Annotated in this window: 19 protein-coding genes and 1 pseudogene; 9 read left to right on the top strand and 11 right to left on the bottom strand. The window is 59.9% G+C overall.

The genetic code is table 11. From position 1 onward, the window contains the following. Positions 1–243 precede the first annotated feature (243 nt). Both CNQ84_RS19540 and CNQ84_RS19535 read right to left on the bottom strand, forming a co-directional pair. Positions 244–1,620 carry a heavy metal sensor histidine kinase gene (locus CNQ84_RS19540; RefSeq protein WP_174704274.1) on the bottom strand — a complete coding sequence of 459 codons (1,377 nt, stop codon included), beginning with the start codon at positions 1,618–1,620 and terminating at the stop codon, positions 244–246. A 2-nt stretch (positions 1,621–1,622) separates the two neighbouring features. Beyond that, complete coding sequence (locus CNQ84_RS19535; protein WP_096006441.1) at positions 1,623–2,300, bottom strand: heavy metal response regulator transcription factor; 678 nt, start codon at positions 2,298–2,300, stop codon at positions 1,623–1,625. A 206-nt stretch (positions 2,301–2,506) separates the two neighbouring features. Here CNQ84_RS19535 and CNQ84_RS19530 point away from each other — a divergent pair. Then, positions 2,507–2,866: pseudogene (locus CNQ84_RS19530) on the top strand (co-regulatory protein PtrA N-terminal domain-containing protein). A gap of 139 nt (positions 2,867–3,005) precedes the next feature. On the opposite strand, the gene CNQ84_RS19525 reads toward CNQ84_RS19530, so the two are convergent. From CNQ84_RS19525 to merT, 8 genes are all read right to left on the bottom strand, one after another. Next, positions 3,006–5,963 (bottom strand): Tn3 family transposase, encoded by a 2,958-nt coding sequence (locus tag CNQ84_RS19525; protein WP_096006440.1) that lies wholly within the window; start codon positions 5,961–5,963, stop codon positions 3,006–3,008. A 2-nt stretch (positions 5,964–5,965) separates the two neighbouring features. Then, the gene (locus CNQ84_RS19520) at positions 5,966–6,526 is read right to left on the bottom strand and encodes a recombinase family protein (RefSeq protein WP_096006439.1); all 561 of its coding nucleotides are present in this window, start codon (positions 6,524–6,526) and stop codon (positions 5,966–5,968) included. Between the two features lie 130 nt (positions 6,527–6,656). Continuing rightward, entirely contained in the window at positions 6,657–7,646 is a 990-nt protein-coding gene (locus tag CNQ84_RS19515; RefSeq protein ID WP_096006438.1) for a DUF3330 domain-containing protein, read from the bottom strand. Further along, complete coding sequence (gene merE / locus CNQ84_RS19510) at positions 7,643–7,879, bottom strand: broad-spectrum mercury transporter MerE (RefSeq protein WP_003132004.1); 237 nt, start codon at positions 7,877–7,879, stop codon at positions 7,643–7,645. Before merE ends, CNQ84_RS19515 begins: the two co-directional genes overlap by 4 nt. Further along, positions 7,876–8,241: a mercury resistance co-regulator MerD gene (merD, locus tag CNQ84_RS19505; RefSeq protein WP_000995360.1), complete on the bottom strand. Its 366-nt coding sequence runs from the start codon at positions 8,239–8,241 to the stop codon at positions 7,876–7,878. The genes merE and merD overlap by 4 nt, the downstream gene beginning before the upstream one ends. Before the next feature lie 17 nt (positions 8,242–8,258). Beyond that, positions 8,259–9,944 (bottom strand): mercury(II) reductase, encoded by a 1,686-nt coding sequence (gene merA, locus CNQ84_RS19500; protein ID WP_003156770.1) that lies wholly within the window; start codon positions 9,942–9,944, stop codon positions 8,259–8,261. Positions 9,945–10,015: 71 nt separating this feature from the next. Further along, complete coding sequence (gene merP / locus CNQ84_RS19495) at positions 10,016–10,291, bottom strand: mercury resistance system periplasmic binding protein MerP (protein WP_003131987.1); 276 nt, start codon at positions 10,289–10,291, stop codon at positions 10,016–10,018. Between the two features lie 12 nt (positions 10,292–10,303). Next, positions 10,304–10,654: a mercuric ion transporter MerT gene (merT, locus tag CNQ84_RS19490; protein WP_003131974.1), complete on the bottom strand. Its 351-nt coding sequence runs from the start codon at positions 10,652–10,654 to the stop codon at positions 10,304–10,306. A gap of 71 nt (positions 10,655–10,725) precedes the next feature. Here merT and CNQ84_RS19485 point away from each other — a divergent pair, with 71 nt between their 5' ends. The 8 genes from CNQ84_RS19485 to CNQ84_RS19450 all read left to right on the top strand — a co-directional run bounded on the left by CNQ84_RS19485 (position 10,726) and on the right by CNQ84_RS19450 (position 16,960). Next, positions 10,726–11,160 (top strand): mercury resistance transcriptional regulator MerR, encoded by a 435-nt coding sequence (locus tag CNQ84_RS19485; protein WP_003131969.1) that lies wholly within the window; start codon positions 10,726–10,728, stop codon positions 11,158–11,160. Positions 11,161–11,268: 108 nt separating this feature from the next. After that, positions 11,269–11,775 (top strand): cupredoxin domain-containing protein, encoded by a 507-nt coding sequence (locus CNQ84_RS19480; RefSeq protein WP_096006437.1) that lies wholly within the window; start codon positions 11,269–11,271, stop codon positions 11,773–11,775. Positions 11,776–12,063: 288 nt separating this feature from the next. Continuing rightward, positions 12,064–12,270: a co-regulatory protein PtrA N-terminal domain-containing protein gene (locus CNQ84_RS19475; protein WP_003139535.1), complete on the top strand. Its 207-nt coding sequence runs from the start codon at positions 12,064–12,066 to the stop codon at positions 12,268–12,270. A gap of 194 nt (positions 12,271–12,464) precedes the next feature. Further along, positions 12,465–14,270 carry a copper resistance system multicopper oxidase gene (locus CNQ84_RS19470; RefSeq protein ID WP_096006436.1) on the top strand — a complete coding sequence of 602 codons (1,806 nt, stop codon included), beginning with the start codon at positions 12,465–12,467 and terminating at the stop codon, positions 14,268–14,270. 12 nt (positions 14,271–14,282) lie between these two features. Further along, positions 14,283–14,594 (top strand): hypothetical protein, encoded by a 312-nt coding sequence (locus CNQ84_RS19465; RefSeq protein WP_088278004.1) that lies wholly within the window; start codon positions 14,283–14,285, stop codon positions 14,592–14,594. Beyond that, the gene (locus tag CNQ84_RS19460; RefSeq protein ID WP_088278002.1) at positions 14,584–15,675 is read left to right on the top strand and encodes a copper resistance protein B; all 1,092 of its coding nucleotides are present in this window, start codon (positions 14,584–14,586) and stop codon (positions 15,673–15,675) included. Before CNQ84_RS19465 ends, CNQ84_RS19460 begins: the two co-directional genes overlap by 11 nt. 9 nt (positions 15,676–15,684) lie before the next feature. Further along, positions 15,685–16,527, top strand: a complete 843-nt coding sequence (locus CNQ84_RS19455; protein ID WP_003139525.1) for a c-type cytochrome — start codon at positions 15,685–15,687, stop codon at positions 16,525–16,527. Next, entirely contained in the window at positions 16,517–16,960 is a 444-nt protein-coding gene (locus tag CNQ84_RS19450) for a DUF411 domain-containing protein (protein WP_003246746.1), read from the top strand. Before CNQ84_RS19455 ends, CNQ84_RS19450 begins: the two co-directional genes overlap by 11 nt. Positions 16,961–17,137: 177 nt before the next feature. Here the strand turns inward: CNQ84_RS19450 and CNQ84_RS19445 are convergent, their stop codons facing one another. Beyond that, positions 17,138–18,463, bottom strand: coding sequence for an OprD family porin (locus CNQ84_RS19445; protein ID WP_096006435.1), 1,326 nt, complete (start codon positions 18,461–18,463; stop codon positions 17,138–17,140). Between the last annotated feature and the right edge of the window lie 19 nt (positions 18,464–18,482).

Here is an 18,482-nt window from a genome sequence, read left to right as displayed (position 1 = left end):
CGCGAAACCCGGGGCGGTTCAAGACGCCATTCGAGCATTGGATTGGGTTGGCGAAGCAAGCGTGGGGGATGCCGTTTCCAAACTTCATAAACTACTACCCGAGAGCGAATGGGGTGCTCTGGTGTCATCTCACCGCTCGTTGCCTATCTGGATGGCGAGTGCAATCTGCGCTCAGTCGAGTTGCACCCACCCTTTTAAGTTGGGCTAGCGGTTAGCTGTAGCCTACTTACCGCCAGACCGGCATCATCTGGAATGGGGCAATTCGATGTGAAAGCCCGTGAGGCCAGCGGCTGAGGTGCACCAGATGCGGCCTTTGTGAGCCTCAATGATGGACCGGGTGATGGCAAGTCCGAGCCCGGCGTTGCTCGGGCTTCCCTCCCGCCGAGCGGGGTCGACCCGGTAAAATCGGTCGAAGAGCTTCTCTAAATGCTCTGAGCTGATTGTGTCCCCTGGGTTCTCGATGCTGAATGTGGTTGAGTCCGCTGCCTGGCGGATCAGAACCGAAATTGTCTTTCCCGCCGGCGTGTAGCGCAGCGCATTAGATAGCAAATTGGATAGCGCGCGATCAAGCATCAGCCGATCCCCCTGCGCTTGGCCTGTGCCTGTGAGCGATAGCTCAATGCCACGCTCTTCGGCTAGGAGGTGGTAGTAGTCAAACAGCTTGTAGACTACGTCAGCCAGTTCGATCCTGGCCTGCTCTGGGATGATTAAGCCATTATCAGCCTTGGCCAAGAACAGCATGTCATCAATCATTCGAGACATGCGCTTCAATTCTTCCAAGTTGGAGTAGAGGTTCTCCTCGTATGCGGTGATGTCGCGCTTATGGCTCAAGACTACCTCAGTATGGGTCATGAGGTTGCTGACGGGCGTTCGTAGTTCGTGTGCGATGTCCGCCGAGAAGTTGGAGAGTCTAATGAAGGCCTCTTCAAGTCGAGCCAGCATCGCGTTGAAGGACAGAACTAACTGCTGAAGTTCTTGCGGTACTGGTTCGAGAGGAATTCGCTCCTGCAATGATCGGGCGGACATCCCGGAGGCCACGCGAGTGACTTGCCGCAGAGGCTTGAGGCCACTGCGAGCTACCACCCAGCCGAGCGCGGCACTGACCAAGGCACTGATGATCAGTCCAATCCAGAACCATCGCTGCAGCGTGTCGAAGAAGTGTGTGTGATTGGTTACGTCGAGAATCAGCAGGGCTGTGAGAGGCTCAGGTTGATCGGCTACCGAGATTTGGGCCGTCATACCGCGGTACATGTGCTGGCCGTTCTGCCACTCCCACATGTTCTGCTCATTTGCGCGCCTGAAGCGCTCAGGCACCTCGACTGCTCTGGGGTCGGAAAATAACACTGTGTCGTCGCTAGCCAGGATGGTGGCCGCCAGGTCCTGATGGGCTCCCAGCAAGGCCCGCAACTGCGGTAATTCTTCCGAAAGGCTCGCTTCACCGCGGGCATTGTTGAGGAGATGTTTGGTAGATTCGAGTTTCTCCACCAGGGCCTGCCGATCCTGCATCTTGAAATGGTGCTGACTGAGCATATTGAAACTCAGCCCTGCTACCGTCAGGACTGCAATTACCGCGGACATGAACATCAAGCTCATGCGCGCGGTCAGCGAAAGGTGCTTCATATTCACTCCGGAGCATCCATCATGTACCCCATGCCGCGGGCGGTATGAATCAGCTTGAGATCGAAATCGTCATCGATTTTTGCGCGTAGCCGGCGTACCGCGACCTCAATGACATTGGTGTCGCTGTCGAAGTTCATGTCCCAAACCTGAGAGGCAATCAGCGACTTCGGGAGCACTTCACCGCGTCGGCGCAGCAGTAACTCCAGTAGTGAAAATTCCTTCGCCGTCAGGTCAATTCTTTTCCCGCCCCGGACAGCACGTCGCTTCATCAGATCGACTTCCAGATCGGCAATTTTCATGGTGGTCTGCGTCGGCGAACCATTACCTCTGCGCAACAGCGTTCTGACCCTGGCCAGAAGCTCTGAGAAAGCAAATGGCTTGATCAGGTAGTCGTCCGCACCCAGCTCCAACCCTTTAACGCGGTCTTCCACACCATCGCGTGCCGTCAAGAACATTACGGGGACGTCTTTTCCTGCTGCGCGCAACATGCGCAGCACTTCCCAACCGTCCAGCCCAGGCATCATTACATCCAGAATTAGCAGGTCATAGGCTTCGCTAAGTGCATGCTGAAGGGCATCTGTACCGGTCATAACCCGGTCGACATTGAACCCAGCCTCGGTGAGACCTTGCTGGAGGTACGTACCGGTTTTGGGTTCGTCTTCAGCTACCAGTAGTTTCATGTGTGCATACTCCAAAAGTCGGGTGGCCTGAGTTTGCAGGCAAACCGCGGCCCCAACCAGAAGCTTACGAAAATGTAATTCTGACTTCAGCTCACTGACAGGGTGGCTTGTCTAGGGTGCAAGCATGAGTACTAGGTTGTGCTCTCGGCCCTCGACAGACCAAAAGCAGAGGTGCCGGCCATAGTTTGCACTGATGGAGACTGCCCATGAAATCGCTGAAACCTTTGCTTCTGGTTGGTTCGCTACTGCTGTCTTCCATGGCTTGGGCCGAAGGGGGCAGCGACCGTGTATTCTAGCGCATCCAGCAGATGCGCGACAAAGCAGCAGCCGTGCTGATCCAGGCGGAGAAGGCCCCGGTCGGCGAGCGGCATGTGCACATGAAGGAGCATATGAACATGCTCGAAGACATCATGAGCCAGCTGCAAAACGAACATCCCGCGCCAAACATGTCTGCCGAAGAGCATCTGGCCTGGATGGAAAAGCATGACAAGCTGGTAGACGACGTGCTGGGTCAAATGATTCGAGAGCACAAGCTGATGATGGCCGACAAGGAATGCCATCAGTAAAGATTTCCCCCATCTTCCAGGCCTTCCGTGATTGCTCCTTTGGCCTAGCGGCGCCTTTATGGCGCCGTGCTTTTTCCCAGCTGACGCAATTGTAGTTGGGGTCGCCTCAGAAAACGGAAAATAAAGCACGCTAAGCCGGTTACAGCGGTCGTAGCGGCCTGAACTTGCCCGCGCCGATCTTGGCGCTGCTGCGCCAGAGGTAATCGCCGGTGAGGTTGATGTGCTCCCAACCGAGCGGCGACAGGTACTGCAACAGCGCGTCATCAACGGCATGGCCGTTGCCACGCAGCGCGTGCGCAGCCCGTTCCAGATAGACCGTGTTCCACAACACGACGGCAGCCGTTACCAGATTGAGGCCGCTAGCCCGGTAGCGCTGCTGCTCGAAACTGCGGTCGCGGATTTCACCCAGGCGGTTGAAAAACACTGCCCTGGCCAGCGCATTGCGCGCCTCGCCCTTGTTCAGGCCGGCATGCACGCGGCGGCGCAGTTCCACGCTTTGCAGCCAGTCCAGGATGAACAGCGTGCGCTCGATGCGGCCTAGCTCGCGGAGCGCCACGGCCAGGCCGTTCTGGCGTGGGTAGCTGCCGAGCTTTCGGAGCATCAGGGAGGCCGTCACCGTGCCCTGCTTGATCGAGGTGGCCAGCCGCAGGATTTCGTCCCAATGGGCGCGGACGTGCTTGATGTTGAGCGTGCCGCCGATCATGGGTTTCAGCGCGTCATAGGCGGCGTCGCCCTTCGGGATGTAGAGCTTGGTGTCTCCCAGGTCGCGGATGCGCGGCGCGAAGCGGAAGCCCAGGAGGTGCATCAGGGCGAAGACGTGATCGGTGAAGCCCGCCGTGTCGGTGTAATGCTCCTCGATCCGCAAGTCGGACTCGTGGTACAGCAGGCCGTCGAGCACGTAGGTCGAATCGCGCACGCCGACGTTCACGACCTTGGTGTGAAATGGCGCGTACTGGTCAGAAATGTGGGTGTAGAACGTCCGCCCTGGGCTGCTCCCGTATTTCGGGTTGATGTGGCCGGTGCTCTCGGCCTTGCTGCCGGTGCGGAAGTTCTGGCCGTCCGACGATGAGGTGGTGCCGTCGCCCCAGTGCTCGGCGAAGGGATGGCGGAACTGTGCGTTGACCAGATCGGCCAGCGCCGCCCCGTAGGTTTCGTCGCGGATGTGCCAGGCTTGCAGCCAAGCCAGCTTGGCGTAGGTCGTGCCGGGGCAAGACTCCGCCATCTTGGTCAGGCCCAGGTTGATCGCGTCGGCGAGGATCGTGGTCAGCAACAGGTTCTTGTCTTTGGCCGGGTCGCCCGATTTCAGATGCGCGAAATGCCGAGTGAAGCCCGTCCATTCGTCCACCTCCAGCAGCAGTTCGGTGATCTTGACGTGCGGCAGGATCATTGCCGTCTGGTCGATCAGCGCTTGGGCGGTGTCGGGTACCGCCGCGTCGAGCGGCGTGATCTTCAAGCCTGACTCGGTGATGATGGCGTCCGGCAGCTCGTTGGCCGTCGCCATACGGTTGACGGTGGCAAGCTGTGTTTCCAGCAGCGTCAGCCGGTCGTTCAGGTACCGGTTGCAGTCGGTGGCCACGGCCAGCGGCAATTCGCTGGCCTGCTTGAGGCTGGCGAATTTCGCGGGCGGCACCAGGTAGTCCTCGAAGTCCTTGAACTGGCGCGACCCCTGCACCCAGATGTCGCCGGAACGCAACGCGTTCTTCATCTCCGACAGCGCGCACAGTTCGTAGTAGCGCCGGTCGATGCCGGTGTCGGTCATGACCAGCTTCTGCCAGCGCGGCTTGATGAACTCGGTCGGCGCGTCGGCGGGCACCTTGCGGGCGTTGTCGCTGTTCATGCCGCGCAGCACCTCGATGGCGTCGAGCACGTCCTTCGCGGCGGGAGCGGCCCGCAGCTTGAGCACGGCAAGGAATTCCGGCGCGTAGCGGCGCAGCGTGGCGTAGCTTTCGCCGATGCGGTGCAGGAAATCGAAGTCCTCGGGCTGCGCAAGCTTCTGCGCTTCGGTGACGCTCTCGGCGAAGGCATCCCAGGACATGACGGCCTCGATGGCGGCGAACGGATCGCGGCCCGCCTGCTTGGCCTCGATCAGCGCCTGGCCGATGCGGCCGAACAGCCGCACCTTGGCGTTGATCGCCTTGCCGGACGCCTGGAATTGCTGCTGATGCTTGTTCTTGGCGGCGTTGAACAGCTTGCCCAGGATGCGGTCGTGCAGGTCGATGATTTCGTCGGTGACGGTGGCCATGCCCTCGATGGCAAGCGCCACCAGGGTGGCATAGCGTCGCTGCGCCTCGAACTTGGCCAGGTCGGCGGGCGTCATCTGGCCACCCTCACGGGCGATCTTGAGCAGGCGGTTCTGGTGCACCGACCGCTCGATGCCAGAAGGCAGGTCGAGCGCCTGCCACGCTTTGAGGCGTTCGATGTGTTCCAGCATGTGCCGCGAATTCGGTTTGACGGGCGATTGGCGCAGCCAGGCCAGCCAGGTCGTTTTGCCGTTGTCCCGACGCTTGAGCAGATCGTCGAGGCGGCGGCGATGCGCGTCCGACAGCGGTTCGGCCAAGGCATCGTAGATGCGCCGGTTGGCGCGGGTGATTGCTTCGGCGCTCGCCCGCTCGACGGCGTTGAGGGCAGGCAGAATGACCGACTGCTGCCGCAGGTGCTCGATCAAGGTGCTGGCCAGCACGATGCCCTTGTCGGTCTGCAAGGCCATCTCGGTCAGCAACTGGACGGCCTGCCGGTAGTGGCCCATGGTAAAGGGCTGGAAGCCGAACACCGTTTGCAGTTCGACCAGGTGCTCGCGCCGGGTCTGCTCCCGCTGCCCGTATTCGTCCCAGCTTTCGACGCTGACCTTGAGCTGGTCGGCGACCAGTTTCAACAAGGGCGGAAACGGCGGCTCATCGACGCCCAGGATGACACCAGGAAAGCGCAGGTAACAGAGCTGCACGGCGAAGCCCAGCCGGTTGGCCGGGCCGCGCCGCTGCCGGATGATGGAGAGGTCGGTTTCGCTGAACGTGTAGTGACGGATCAACTCATCCTTGGTGTCCGGCAACGCCAGCAGGCTTTCGCGCTCGGCGGCGGACAGGATTGAACGACGTGGCATATTTACTGATCCGTTCTCAAGTATTGATACAGGGTTTCGCGACTGATTCCGAATTCACGAGCCAGCTTGGTCTTTTGCTCGCCAGCCTCGACACGTTGGCGCAGTTCGGCAATACGCTCAGACGACAGGGATTTCTTCCTGCCACGGTAGGCCCCGCGCTGCTTGGCGAGCGCGATGCCCTCGCGCTGCCGCTCGCGGATCAAGGCGCGTTCGAACTCGGCGAACGCGCCCATTACCGACAGCATCAGGTTCGCCGTCGGCGAGTCCTCGCCGGTGAAGGTCAAATGCTCCTTAAGGAACTCGATGCGTACGCCGCGCTGGGTGAGGCCCTGCACCAGGCGGCGCAGGTCGTCGAGGTTGCGCGCCAGACGATCCATGCTGTGCACCACGACCGTGTCCCCTTCGCGCACGAAGGCGAGCAGCCGTTCCAGTTCGGGCCGCCGTGTGTCCTTGCCCGACGCCTTGTCGGTGAACACTTTATCCACCTGGATCTGTTCGAGCTGCCGTTCTGGGTTCTGGTCGAAGCTGCTGACGCGGACGTAACCGATGCGCTGACCGTGCAAGGTATCCTCCTGAGGGAAATGTGTCAGGAAGAAATCTATGACCCTTGACGGCGCATGTCAATCAATTCGGAAGGCAACTCTATTCTGACGATTTAGCGCCGGATGGTCTGACGCCAAGTTAGGGTATGCCTCAATCTGACGGTAGCGAGTCGCAGGCGTTCGGATCGGCATCGGTTTCGTTCCCTGTCTTGGCACGCGCTTCGAAGCGTTGATAACACTCCAACCCGCAGAAGTGCTCGACGTATTCCGCGCCTTCCGGGGTGAAGGCGGCATCGAGCGGGATTTCCTTGCAGCACACGCAGCAACTGGTGGTGGTCGAGTCACTTGCATTCATGGTGGCACCCCTCCATTGACTGACGAAGACGGCGAATGCCGCCGCCGGCATTGGCTTCGCGAACAGGAAGCCTTGTCCTGTGTCGCAGTCCGCTTGTCGCAATAGATCAAGACTCGCCGATGTTTCCACGCCTTCAGCCACCACATCCATGCCCAGCCCGTGCGCAAGCTGAATCACGGTGTGCACGATGGTTTGGTCGCGGCGGTCGTTGGCGAGCCCGGCGACAAACGATTGGTCGATCTTGAGCATGCTGATTGGGCAGCACTTCAGATGTTGCAGACAGGAATACCCCGTCCCGAAGTCATCGGCGGCGAAGCGCACACCGATCTGCCGCAAGGCGTCCAGGGCGGGGAAGATCGCCGGATCACCAAACGCGACCGATTCGGTCAGCTCGATTTCGAGATACTCGGCGGGCAACTCGGCATCAGCCAGCACGCCCTTTACCCACCCGTCGAAGTCCGGTCCCACTTGGCTCGCCGAAACATTGACGGCCAGCCGGAACGGTCGCCATGCCAGCATTCGCCAGTCACGCATCTGGCGGCAGGCTTCGCCCAGCACCCAAGCGCCGATTTCAGGCATCAGGCCGGACGATTCGACCACGGGCAAGAACTGGCCCGATGGCAATAGTCCAAGCGTCGGATGACGCCAGCGCAACAGGGCTTCCGCGCCGACAATCCCACCACTGCGCAGATCGACGACGGGCTGGTAGTGCAGTTCAAGCTGCCCGCGCTCGACCGCTTGGGCCAGTTCCGGCGTCGTCCATCCATCCGGCCGGAAAGCGCTCATTCTCTTTCCCTGAATGCCCGCAACGCCCGCGACAGGGACAGAAGGAACAGGCCGGTCAAACCGAGCGCCGCGATGACCCAATGCTCGCCGAGGAAAGCACCGGCGGTTGTGCCGGCCAGCACGACAGCGAGGATGGGCAGGTGGCAGGGGCAAGTCAGCACAGCCAGTCCGCCCCACAGGTAGCCGGTGATCGGTTTGTGCGTCTCGGACGGCAAGCGCTCGGGGTTGTTCATGGCAGACTCTCCGCGTGCTGTGCCGGCTCGGTCGGCAGGGTGGCCAACTGCACTTCCAGATCGGCCAACGCTTCGCGCCGACGCTCGACGAACTGACGCAGCAGGGCAAGCTGCGCGGCCGCTTCGTCGCCGTCCGCCGCATCCAGCGCCCGGCACAGCCGCGCCAGCGCGTCGAGGCCGATGCCCGCCTCGAAGGCCGCCCGCACGAAGCACAGCCGTTGCAAGGCGGCGTCATCGAACAAGCCGTAGCCGCCTGGTGTGCACGCCACCGGGCGCAGCAATCCGCGCAGCAGGTAGTCGCGCACGATATGCACGCTCACCCCGGCATCAAGAGCCAGCCGGGACACCGTGTAGGCGTTCATTGAACACCTCCTTTTTCTCACCCGGCGCAGCAGGAAAGCTGCTTCACATCCTTGTTGAAGGTCTGCGCCGCGAGCTTCAACCCCTCGACCATCGTCAGGTAGGGGAACAACTGGTCGGCCAGTTCCTGCACCGTCATGCGGTTGCGAATGGCCAGAGCCGCCGTCTGGATCAGTTCACCCGCTTCCGGCGCGACCGCCTGTACGCCGATCAGCCGATGGCTGCCTTCCTCGATAACCAACTTGATGAAGCCGCGTGTGTCGAAGTTGGCGAGCGCACGCGGCACGTTGTCCAAGGTCAAGGTGCGGCTGTCGGTCTCGATCCCGTCGTGGTGGGCTTCCGCCTCGCTGTAGCCCACGGTCGCCACTTGCGGATCGGTGAACACCACGGCCGGCATTGCGGTCAGGTCGAGCGCCGCATCGCCGCCGGTCATGTTGATCGCGGCACGGGTGCCGGCCGCTGCCGCCACATAGACGAACTGCGGCTGGTCGGTGCAGTCGCCGGCCGCGTAGATGTTCGGGTTGCTCGTGCGCATGCCTTGGTCGATGACGATGGCACCTTGCGCATTGACAGTGACCCCCGCTGCGTCCAGCGCGAGGCTGCGCGTGTTCGGTGTCCGACCGGTGGCAACCAGCAGTTTGTCGGCGCGCAATTCACCGTGCGTGGTGGTCAGCACGAATTCACCGTCCATATGGGCGACCTGGCTGGCTTGCGTGTGCTCCAGCACCTCGATGCCCTCGGCACGGAAAGCGGCTGTCACCGCCTCGCCGATGGCCGGGTCTTCACGGAAGAACAAGGTATTGCGCGCCAGGACCGTGACCTTGCTGCCCAGCCGGGCAAAGGCTTGCGCCAGCTCCAGCGCCACCACCGACGAGCCGATTACGGCAAGGCGTTCGGGAATGGTGTCGCTCGCCAGGGCCTCGGTGGAAGTCCAGTAGGGTGACTCTTTCAAGCCCGGAATCGGCGGGACCGCCGGGCTGGCACCCGTGGCGACCAGGCAGCGGTCGAACATCACGACGCGCTCGCCACCCTCGTTCAAACGGACGGTAAGGCTCTGGTCGTCCTTGAAGCGCGCCTCACCGTGCACAACGGTGATGGCCGGATTACCGCCCAGGATGCCTTCGTACTTGGCGTGCCGCAGTTCGTCGACGCGGGCCTGCTGCTGGGCCAGCAGCTTACTGCGGTCAATCGTAGGCACAGTTGCCGCAATACCGCCATCGAACGGGCTTTCCCGGCGCAGATGGGCGATGTGGGCGGCGCGGATCATGATCTTGGACGGCACACAGCCGACATTGACGCAGGTGCCGCCGATGGTGCCGCGCTCGATCAGCGTGACCTGCGCGCCTTGCTCGACGGCCTTCAGCGCCGCCGCCATCGCGGCTCCACCGCTGCCAATGACCGCTACCTGCACCGGGGGCTCGTTGCCACTGTGCTTTTCGGCGGCGGCCATCCATCCCCGCACCTTGTCGAGCAGTCCGACGCGGTTGTCCGCCAGTGGCGCATCGGCTAGCGTTGCCTTGTAGCCCAGTCCGGCCACGGCGGCAGTCAGCGCGTCCGGCGATGTGCCCGGCACGATGGCGAGTTGCGCTGTGCCCTTCGGATAGGACACCAGCGCCGACTGCACGCCTGGCACTTTTTCCAGCGCTTCCTTGACGTGCGCCGCGCACGAGTCGCAAGTCATGCCGGTGATTTTTAGATGGGTCATGCAACAGATCCTTTATCGTTTGTGGCGCCAGACAATGACGTCCGTTGTGCTGCGGTGCCGTTTTCAGTGACTCACTGCTTGACGCTGGACGGATAGCCCGCGTCTGCGGTTGCCTTGGTCAGCTTCTGCACGCTGGTCTTGGCATCGTCGAAGGTGACGACCGCTTGGCGTGTCTCGAAAGTCACGTCAACTTTGCTGACGCCTTCGACCTTGGAAATCGCCTTCTTGACAGTGATCGGGCAGGCGGAGCAGGTCATGCCCGGTACGGACAGCGTGACGGTCTGGGTGGCGGCCCAGACGGGGGCAACAACGGCGGCGAGGGCGAGGGAGGCAAACAGTTTCTTCATGGTGAACTCCGATCAGTAGAAAAATGGCATGACGTAGGGAAATCCGAGCGCGACCAGAACCAGCGCGGCCACGATCCAGAAAATGAGCTTGTAAGTAGCTCGCACTTGGGGAATCGCGCAGACCTCACCCGGTTTGCAGGCCGCTGCCTGCCGGTAGATGCGCCGCCAGGCGAAGAACAACGCCACCAGCGCCACGCCGATAAAGATGGGGCGATAGGGTTCCAACACCGCCAAGTTGCCGATCCAAGCGCCGCTGAACCCCAAGGCGATCAGAACCAACGGCCCGAGGCAGCAAGCCGAGGCGAGGATGGCGGCAAGCCCTCCAGTGAAGAGCGCGCCGCGCCCGGTTTTTGGTTCAGACATGCGCTTGTCCTTTCGAATTGAAATTGGATAGCGTAACCTTACTTCCGTACTCATGTACGGAGTCAAGCGATATGGAAAACAATTTGGAGAACCTGACCATTGGCGTTTTCGCCAAGGCGGCCGGGGTCAATGTGGAGACCATCCGTTTCTATCAGCGCAAGGGCTTGTTGCTGGAGCCTGACAAGCCCTATGGCAGCATCCGCCGCTATGGCGAGGCGGATGTAACGCGGGTGCGCTTCGTGAAATCAGCCCAGCGGCTGGGCTTCAGCCTGGATGAGATCGCCGAGCTGCTGCGGCTGGAGGATGGCACCCATTGCGAGGAAGCCAGCAGTCTGGCCGAGCACAAGCTCAAGGACGTGCGCGAGAAAATGGCTGACCTGGCGCGCATGGAGGCCGTGCTGTCTGAGTTGGTGTGCGCCTGCCATGCGCGAAGGGGGAACGTTTCCTGCCCGCTGATCGCGTCACTACAGGGTGGAGCAAGCTTGGCAGGTTCGGCTATGCCTTAGCGTGCTTTATTTTCCGTTTTCTGAGACGACCCCTAGTTTTGGGGTCAGCGGCCTGGCAGCAAGCGGGGAATAGCATGAGATTTCCAGCACCCATCTCGAGGTCTCACCATGAAACGCTTACCCCTTAAACTGCTGATCAGCACTCTGTTCATCAGCACCACCTTTCCGGCATTTGCCGAGGTCGGCGGCAGTAGCAATGGCATTGGGCAGCAGGCCCAGGCGACGCCAGCGACTCGTACCATCTTGGTAAAGATGGACGACATCAACTACAGCCAGAAAACGATCGATGTGAAGCCAGGTGAAACCGTGCGCTTCGTTCTGAAGAACGAGGGCGCGTTGATGCACGAGTTCAACATCGGGCAGGCAGCGTCCCAGCTGGAGCACCAGCGCAAGATGGCGTCCTTGTTCAAGGACGGCACACTGACCCCGACCGGCATGGCCGAGCGCATTGTCTGGCATGAGCGTTATGGCACGGGAGACTCCAACCCTCCAGGCTATCCGGAAGTCATCAAAGCCAAGCATGACGACCCGAACGCGGTTCTCGTCGAGCCCGGCACAACCAAAGAGTTCGTGTGGACCTTCCCTAAGGCGGGCAGTTTGATTTATTCGACATAGTGACAATCTCTCTTAATTGTTGGTGGTCTTATCCGCGGGTGCGAATGACCCTGAGTAGCTTATGCATCGCTGCCGTGCATGCCCTCCCAAGAAATTCGCAAGGCTTTATGAGGGCATGAAAGACAGTACCGAGCCTTCTGGATGGGCTACAAGAAAGAAATAGCAACCTGACAGAACTGTAATGTTCGACTCAGGTTGCTGACAGGCCCTCTTAGTTAACGTGACATCGAGCCTAAAGCTCGGCCTCTGCAGTTGCAGGGACCACTTAACTTACGAGGAATACCCAAAATGAAATCGATCAAAGCTCTGCTTGTAGTTACTGCTCTGAGCATCTCCAGCTTGGCAATGGCTGAAGGTGGTGCTGACCGAACCTTCGCGCGCATGGAGCAGGCACGCCAGACGTCTCTGGAGGCCTACCGAGTGGCCCAGCAGCAGAAAGTTGAGGCTCCTGTAGCCAGCAGTCCAACCGAGCAAGCAGAGCACACCAACTGCTGAAGTCATCTACCTTACAGAAATGTAATCACCCGGATGGTTGGGATATGGCAGTTTCATACTGCTCATCGTCGGTAAGGCATTGTGCAATGCACCGACGTGGAAAGTTGAGGGGTAAATCCCCGACATTGAAGCAGCCATGAACCCGAGACCGGGCACACCATCACCGGCTCATTTGACGGATTGGACAAAACGGCATGCAAAGCAAAACCTCAAGGCGCACCTTCGTCAAAGGCCTGGCAGCCACCGGTATTATCGGCGGACTTGGCCTGTGGCGCACGCCGGTCTGGGCGGTGAACAGCCCCGGCCAGCCCAACGTACTGACTGGTAACGAATTCGACCTATTCATCGGTGAAACCCCGGTGAACATCACCGGCGCAGCGCGCACGGCCATGACCATCAACGGCTCGCTCCCTGGGCCGATTCTTCGTTGGCGCGAAGGCGATACCGTCACATTGCGCGTGCGCAACCGCCTCAAGGAGGACACCTCCATCCATTGGCACGGCATCATCCTGCCGGCGAACATGGATGGCGTTCCTGGCCTGAGCTTCCATGGCATCGCCCCTGATGGCATGTATGAGTACAAGTTCAAGGTCAACCAGAACGGCACCTACTGGTATCACAGCCATTCTGGGCTCCAGGAGCAGGTCGGCGTATACGGTGCGCTGGTCATCGATGCCAAGGAGCCCGAGCCCTTCAGTTACGACCGTGATTACGTCGTGTTGCTGAGCGACTGGACGGATGAAAATCCAAAGCGGGTACTGGCCAAGCTCAAGAAACAGTCGGACTACTACAACCAGCACAAACGCACCGTTGGTGACTTCATCGATGACGTAAGCGAGATGGGTTGGTCCGCCGCCGTAGCCGACCGTAAGATGTGGGCCGAGATGAAGATGAGCCCGACGGATCTCGCTGACGTCAGTGGCTACACCTACACCTACCTGATGAATGGCCAGGCACCCAATGGCAACTGGACCGGCATATTCAAACCAGGCGAAAAGATCCGCCTGCGCTTCATCAACGCCTCGGCGATGACCTATTTCGATGTGCGCATCCCGGGCCTGAAGATGACGGTAGTCGCGGCCGATGGTCTGCACGTCAAACCGGTCAGCGTCGACGAGTTCCGTATCGCCGTGGCCGAGACCTACGACGTGATCGTCGAACCAGACAGCGAACAGGCGTATACCGTATTTGCACAATCCATGGATCGCACTGGCTATGCGCGCGGCACCCTTGCTGTACAGGAGGGGTTGAGTGCACCAGTACCCAGCCCCGACCCGCGTCCGCTGATTGCCATGGGCGACATGGGTATGGATCACGGCAGCATGGGCGGTATGGATCACGGGAACATGGCCGGGATGGATCAGGGCAATATGGCGGGAATGGATCATGGCAGCATGCAGGGTGGCATGGCTAGTATGGATCACAGCCAGATGGCCGGAATGGATCATTCAAACATGGCTGGCATGGCTGGCAACATGCAGGCACACCCGGCCTCAGAGACCAACAATCCTTTGGTCGACATGCAGACCATGACGCCGACGCACAAGCTGGACGACCCAGGTATCGGCCTGCGTGATAACGGCCGGCGCGTGCTGACGTACTCTGACCTGCGCAGCACCTTCCCTGATCCGGACGGGCGTGAGCCAAGTCGCACCATCGAGCTGCACCTCACCGGGCATATGGAGAAATTCTCCTGGTCCTTCGATGGAATCAAGTTCTCTGACGCCGAGCCTCTACGCCTCAAGTACGGCGAGCGTGTTCGCATCACGCTGGTCAACGACACCATGATGACTCACCCGATCCATCTTCATGGCATGTGGAGTGATCTGGAGGATGCGAACGGCAATTTCCTGGTGCGTAAACACACCATCGACATGCCGCCAGGTTCCAAGCGCAGCTATCGGGTGACCGCCGATGCGTTGGGGCGTTGGGCCTATCACTGCCACCTGTTGCTCCACATGGAAACGGGCATGTTCCGTGAAGTCCGTGTGGATGAGTAAAGGAGATTTCTGATGAGTACTTTTATGAAGCGTAATGCCCTGTTTGGCAGCGCAGCGATGTTCAGTCTTTTGGCTGTTCTGCACGCGCCGACGTCATTGGCAGGTGAGGGACACAGCGAGCACGAACAACATGCTGCCGAGTCGGCTGCGCCCGACGCCAGTGACAAGCCTGCAGATCAATCGAAAGGCAAGGCCGCTGGCCATCAGATGGATCATGGCGCCATGGATCATGAGGGTATGAACCATGACGATATGGGGCACGAGGAGATGATGGATAAGCATGGCGGCACCGAAGCCGAAGCAGGTTCGAACCATGACCACTAGGTTTTCACGCCCGTCCCTCATAGCGCTGGCCGTGTCGCTGAGTGCACTCAGCGGCGGCGTTACCCAGGCTGCGGAAGAAATGGATCATTCGGCAATGGGGCACGGCTCCATGTCGATGGACCACAGCCAGATGGGCCACGGTTCCGCCAAAGCGCCGATGGAGGGCATGGATCACAGCAAGATGGATCATGGTGCCATGCAGAGCGAATCGGGCAGCATGGACCATAGCCAGATGGGCCACAGCCAGAGCCAAGAGAAGGCCCCAGCCATGGACCACAGCAAGATGGGACACGGCACCATGCAGGGACAGATGGAGGGCATGGATCATTCGAAGATGAACCATGGCTCCGCTGAAGCCCCGAGAACTACCAGTCGTACGCCGATTCCCGTTCTGACGGATGCTGATCGCCAAGCGGCTTTCCCGCCACTGCCTGGCCACAAGGTGCATGACAGCGCCATCAACAGCTTTTTCCTGCTCGATCAGCTCGAATACCAAGACGCAGATGAGGGCAGCACCCTGGCCTGGGATGCGTCGGGTTGGGTAGGCGGTGATATCAACCGGGTCTGGTTCCGCTCCGAAGGCGAGCGTACCAACGGCGTTACCGAGGACGCTGAATTACAGCTGCTGTACGGCCGCTCGATCGGCCCTTGGTGGGATGTCGTCGCGGGCGTTCGCCAGGACTTTAAACCGGAGTCGCCGCAGACTTGGGCTGCCTTCGGTATCCAGGGCATGGCGCTTTACGCCTTTGAGGCCGAAGCCACGGCCTTCGTCGGCGAGAATGGCCAAACTGCTGCCCGACTGGAGGGCGAGTACGACATTCTGCTGACCAACCGGCTGATTCTCCAGCCAACTGCCGAAATGAACTTCTACGGCAAGAACGATCCTGAGCGAGGTGTGGGGTCTGGGTTGGCAAATACCGAGCTCGGCTTGCGTCTGCGTTACGAGATTGTCAGGGAGTTTGCCCCCTATATCGGGGTTTCCTGGAGCCGCTCCTATGGCAACACGGCAGACATGGTGCGCGACGAGGGCGGTGATGTAGACGAGGCGCGTTTTGTCGCCGGTATCCGGATGTGGTTTTGAGAACCTGACATGAAAAGAACAATTAAAACTTTGGTGGCGGCCGGCGTGGTCGGTAGCACAGCTGTCCTGGCCGGCGCCTACTTTGGCGTGGTCAACGTGGGGGCCGACGATCCCCATTTTCCTGCAGTGCATGCGTTTCTCACGATGGCCCGTGACCGCTCTATCGAAGTCCGTTCGCGGGACATCGAGGTTCCCAACCTAGATGATCAAGCTCTTATTCGCGCCGGTGCGGGCAACTACAACTCCATGTGTATCGGCTGTCATTTGGCGCCAGGTGTGGCGGAGACCGAGCTAAGCCAATCGCTTTATCCTGCGCCCCCCAACCTCGCCAAGATCGGTGTCGATGGCAATCCGTCAGCAGCGTTCTGGGTGATCAAGCATGGCATCAAGGCAACGGGTATGCCTGCGTGGGGCAAGAGCATGGGAGACGAGTACATCTGGGGCATGGTTGCCTTCCTCAACCAACTGCCGACGATGGATGCCAAGCAATACCAAACACTCGTCGCATCCAGTGGCGGCCATCAGCACGGTGGTGGGGAAACGCAGATGCATAACCATGAAGGACAGCACGGCGACAACAAGCCTGGCCATCATGACAATAGTGGCGGTGGCGATGACCATCATGGATCAGGTGATGCTGGAGAGCCTGGTCATCACGATGCCGCGGCTACGGATAGCGAGGGTGGCTCCGCACCTAAGGCAGGTCACCATTCGGATATGAGTGGCGATGACCACCATGCTGGGGATGAGGCGTCGTCCAACGGAGGTGATCATCACGCCGAGCAGGCTCCGAACGCCTCGCCCAAGACCCACACCCACGCCGATGGCAAAGAGCACGTACATGAAAGCTAAATATCTGGCCTTACTGGCCGCTCTCTCCGTCACGTCTGCGGTTCAAGCAGCTGATGCCCTGACGATTGATGTCCATCGTGATGCCAATTGCGGATGTTGCAAGAAGTGGATTTCACACCTCGAAGCGAATGGCTTCAAAGTCGTCGACCATGTTGAAAGCAACATGACAGCAGTGAAGCAAAGACTGGGCGTCGCGCCACGGTTAGCGTCTTGCCACACCGCGGTGATTGACGGCAAGTTCGTCGAAGGTCATGTGCCGGCGGCTCAGGTCATCGAACTCACCAAGCGCGATGATCTGCTGGGCATCGCTGTTCCCGGGATGCCGGCGGGCTCCCCCGGCATGGAAGTCGATGGCGTACAGCATGCCTACCAGGTCATTGGCTTGACCAAGACGGGTTCTGATCAGGTCGTTGCAGAATATCCCGCCCAGTAGTACTGCCTGCCAGCACGGCCGCTTGTGTGTAGTGGCCGACTCATTTTCATACGTCCTTTAACCTAAGTAAAAAAGGCGCCCTAGGGCGCCAAGGGCTGTCTCCAAACCAAAGGAGCACTACGAGGGGACAGCAGGACCAAGGAGCGAGCGGGCAATCAACCCGCTCGCTTGCCAGGGTTAGAGAACTTCCAGCGGGTACTCGACAATCAGGCGGAACTCATCCAAATCCGACTCGAAGTCGGTGGCGCGAGTCGTGGCTTGTCGAATGCGAAAGGACATGTCCTTCAACGACCCAGACTGCACAACGTACTTGGCCTCGATGTCCCGCTCCCAGCGCTTCTGGTTGGTCAACGGATCGCCGTTGTCATCACGGCGCATATAGACTTCGTTGGCGTTGCTGTAGTCGGCATCCCAGCCCTGGGCATATCGAGTCATGAAGCTCAATCCAGGCACACCGAAAGGCTCCATATCCAGGTCATAGCGCACTTGCCATGACTTCTCCTTCGGCGAGTTGAAGTCGCTGTACTGGATGGAGTTGTCGAGGTAGATGGAGTCCGATTGGCGCAAGTAGTCGAAGTCATCATCGCCATTGTTGCGCTGGAGACCCACCAGCACTGTATGAGCGCCGAATTGGATGCCGACCTTGCCGCTCCAGATGTTGTTATCGAAGCTCCCGAGGAGCTGCCTCCCTTCATCGACCGCCTTGTAGTAGTTCAGCCCGCCGATCAAGGCGACATCGTCCGCAAGCGGGTAGCTCAGCGTGGTGCCCGCGTAATATTGATTCCAGGCATCCTTGAGGCGGCTGGTGTAGAGACTAAAGCCGACGTTGTCATTAAGCGTGTAATCACCACCGAAATAGGCGATCCATGGCGAGTCCACTTCGCCCGCGTAGAAGGTAGCGAAGCCGTCGCGCATGCTGCTGGCATTGGGTTGGCTCATCGAGTGGAGGCGACCGCCCTGAAGCGACAGTCCTTCCACGCTGCTGTTGACCACGGTGACACCTCGGAAACTCTCCGGTAAAAGCCGTGCATCACCGTATTGGACGACCGGGCTGACGGGAAAGACGTCGCCTACCTTGATCTCGGTATCCATGAACCGAGTTTTCACCGCGCCCCCCAGTTTGGAGTAGTTGTCCTCAGCCTGCCCGAGGCTGTTGTAAGGCATCACGTCGACTGAGCCGCCTGCTCCAGAACGGCCGTCGCCGGTGTCAAGCTTGAGCCCTAGCATGGCAAAGGCATCGACACCAAAGCCTATGGTGCCCTCGGTGAAACCAGACTCGAATCTGCCTATCACGCCATGCGCCCACTCTTCCGAATAGCCATTACCCGAGCTGCTGGACTGGCCTTTACGGAAATCGCGGTTGAAGTAGAGATTTCGATTGAGAATGGTCAGGCTGCTGCCTTCGATAAATCCCTCGCCTTTCTCGCCGGCGGCCATTGCAGCTTGCCCGGTACTGACGCTCAGAGTGAGCAGAGAAAGTCCTAACAGGGTTCTGTTATTCAGGGTATACGGATTTAATGGT

The organism is Pseudomonas abyssi (assembly GCF_002307495.1).
GTDB classification, from domain to species: Bacteria; Pseudomonadota; Gammaproteobacteria; order Pseudomonadales; family Pseudomonadaceae; genus Halopseudomonas; species Halopseudomonas abyssi.
Note: the sequence above shows the minus strand (reverse complement) of the source record. Positions and strands in the feature narration are given on the sequence as shown.

Excerpts from the sequence above, each read along its gene's own strand:
- CNQ84_RS19540 (WP_174704274.1), bottom strand. The coding sequence starts at position 1,620 with ATGAAGCACCTTTCGCTGACCGCGCGCATGAGCTTGATGTTCATGTCC.
- CNQ84_RS19535 (WP_096006441.1), bottom strand. The coding sequence starts at position 2,300 with ATGAAACTACTGGTAGCTGAAGACGAACCCAAAACCGGTACGTACCTC.
- CNQ84_RS19525 (WP_096006440.1), bottom strand. The coding sequence starts at position 5,963 with ATGCCACGTCGTTCAATCCTGTCCGCCGCCGAGCGCGAAAGCCTGCTG.
- CNQ84_RS19515 (WP_096006438.1), bottom strand. The coding sequence starts at position 7,646 with ATGAGCGCTTTCCGGCCGGATGGATGGACGACGCCGGAACTGGCCCAA.
- merE (WP_003132004.1), bottom strand. The coding sequence starts at position 7,879 with ATGAACAACCCCGAGCGCTTGCCGTCCGAGACGCACAAACCGATCACC.
- merD (WP_000995360.1), bottom strand. The coding sequence starts at position 8,241 with ATGAACGCCTACACGGTGTCCCGGCTGGCTCTTGATGCCGGGGTGAGC.
- merA (WP_003156770.1), bottom strand. The coding sequence starts at position 9,944 with ATGACCCATCTAAAAATCACCGGCATGACTTGCGACTCGTGCGCGGCG.
- merP (WP_003131987.1), bottom strand. The coding sequence starts at position 10,291 with ATGAAGAAACTGTTTGCCTCCCTCGCCCTCGCCGCCGTTGTTGCCCCC.
- merT (WP_003131974.1), bottom strand. The coding sequence starts at position 10,654 with ATGTCTGAACCAAAAACCGGGCGCGGCGCGCTCTTCACTGGAGGGCTT.
- CNQ84_RS19485 (WP_003131969.1), top strand. The coding sequence starts at position 10,726 with ATGGAAAACAATTTGGAGAACCTGACCATTGGCGTTTTCGCCAAGGCG.
- CNQ84_RS19480 (WP_096006437.1), top strand. The coding sequence starts at position 11,269 with ATGAAACGCTTACCCCTTAAACTGCTGATCAGCACTCTGTTCATCAGC.
- CNQ84_RS19475 (WP_003139535.1), top strand. The coding sequence starts at position 12,064 with ATGAAATCGATCAAAGCTCTGCTTGTAGTTACTGCTCTGAGCATCTCC.
- CNQ84_RS19470 (WP_096006436.1), top strand. The coding sequence starts at position 12,465 with ATGCAAAGCAAAACCTCAAGGCGCACCTTCGTCAAAGGCCTGGCAGCC.
- CNQ84_RS19465 (WP_088278004.1), top strand. The coding sequence starts at position 14,283 with ATGAGTACTTTTATGAAGCGTAATGCCCTGTTTGGCAGCGCAGCGATG.
- CNQ84_RS19460 (WP_088278002.1), top strand. The coding sequence starts at position 14,584 with ATGACCACTAGGTTTTCACGCCCGTCCCTCATAGCGCTGGCCGTGTCG.
- CNQ84_RS19455 (WP_003139525.1), top strand. The coding sequence starts at position 15,685 with ATGAAAAGAACAATTAAAACTTTGGTGGCGGCCGGCGTGGTCGGTAGC.
- CNQ84_RS19450 (WP_003246746.1), top strand. The coding sequence starts at position 16,517 with ATGAAAGCTAAATATCTGGCCTTACTGGCCGCTCTCTCCGTCACGTCT.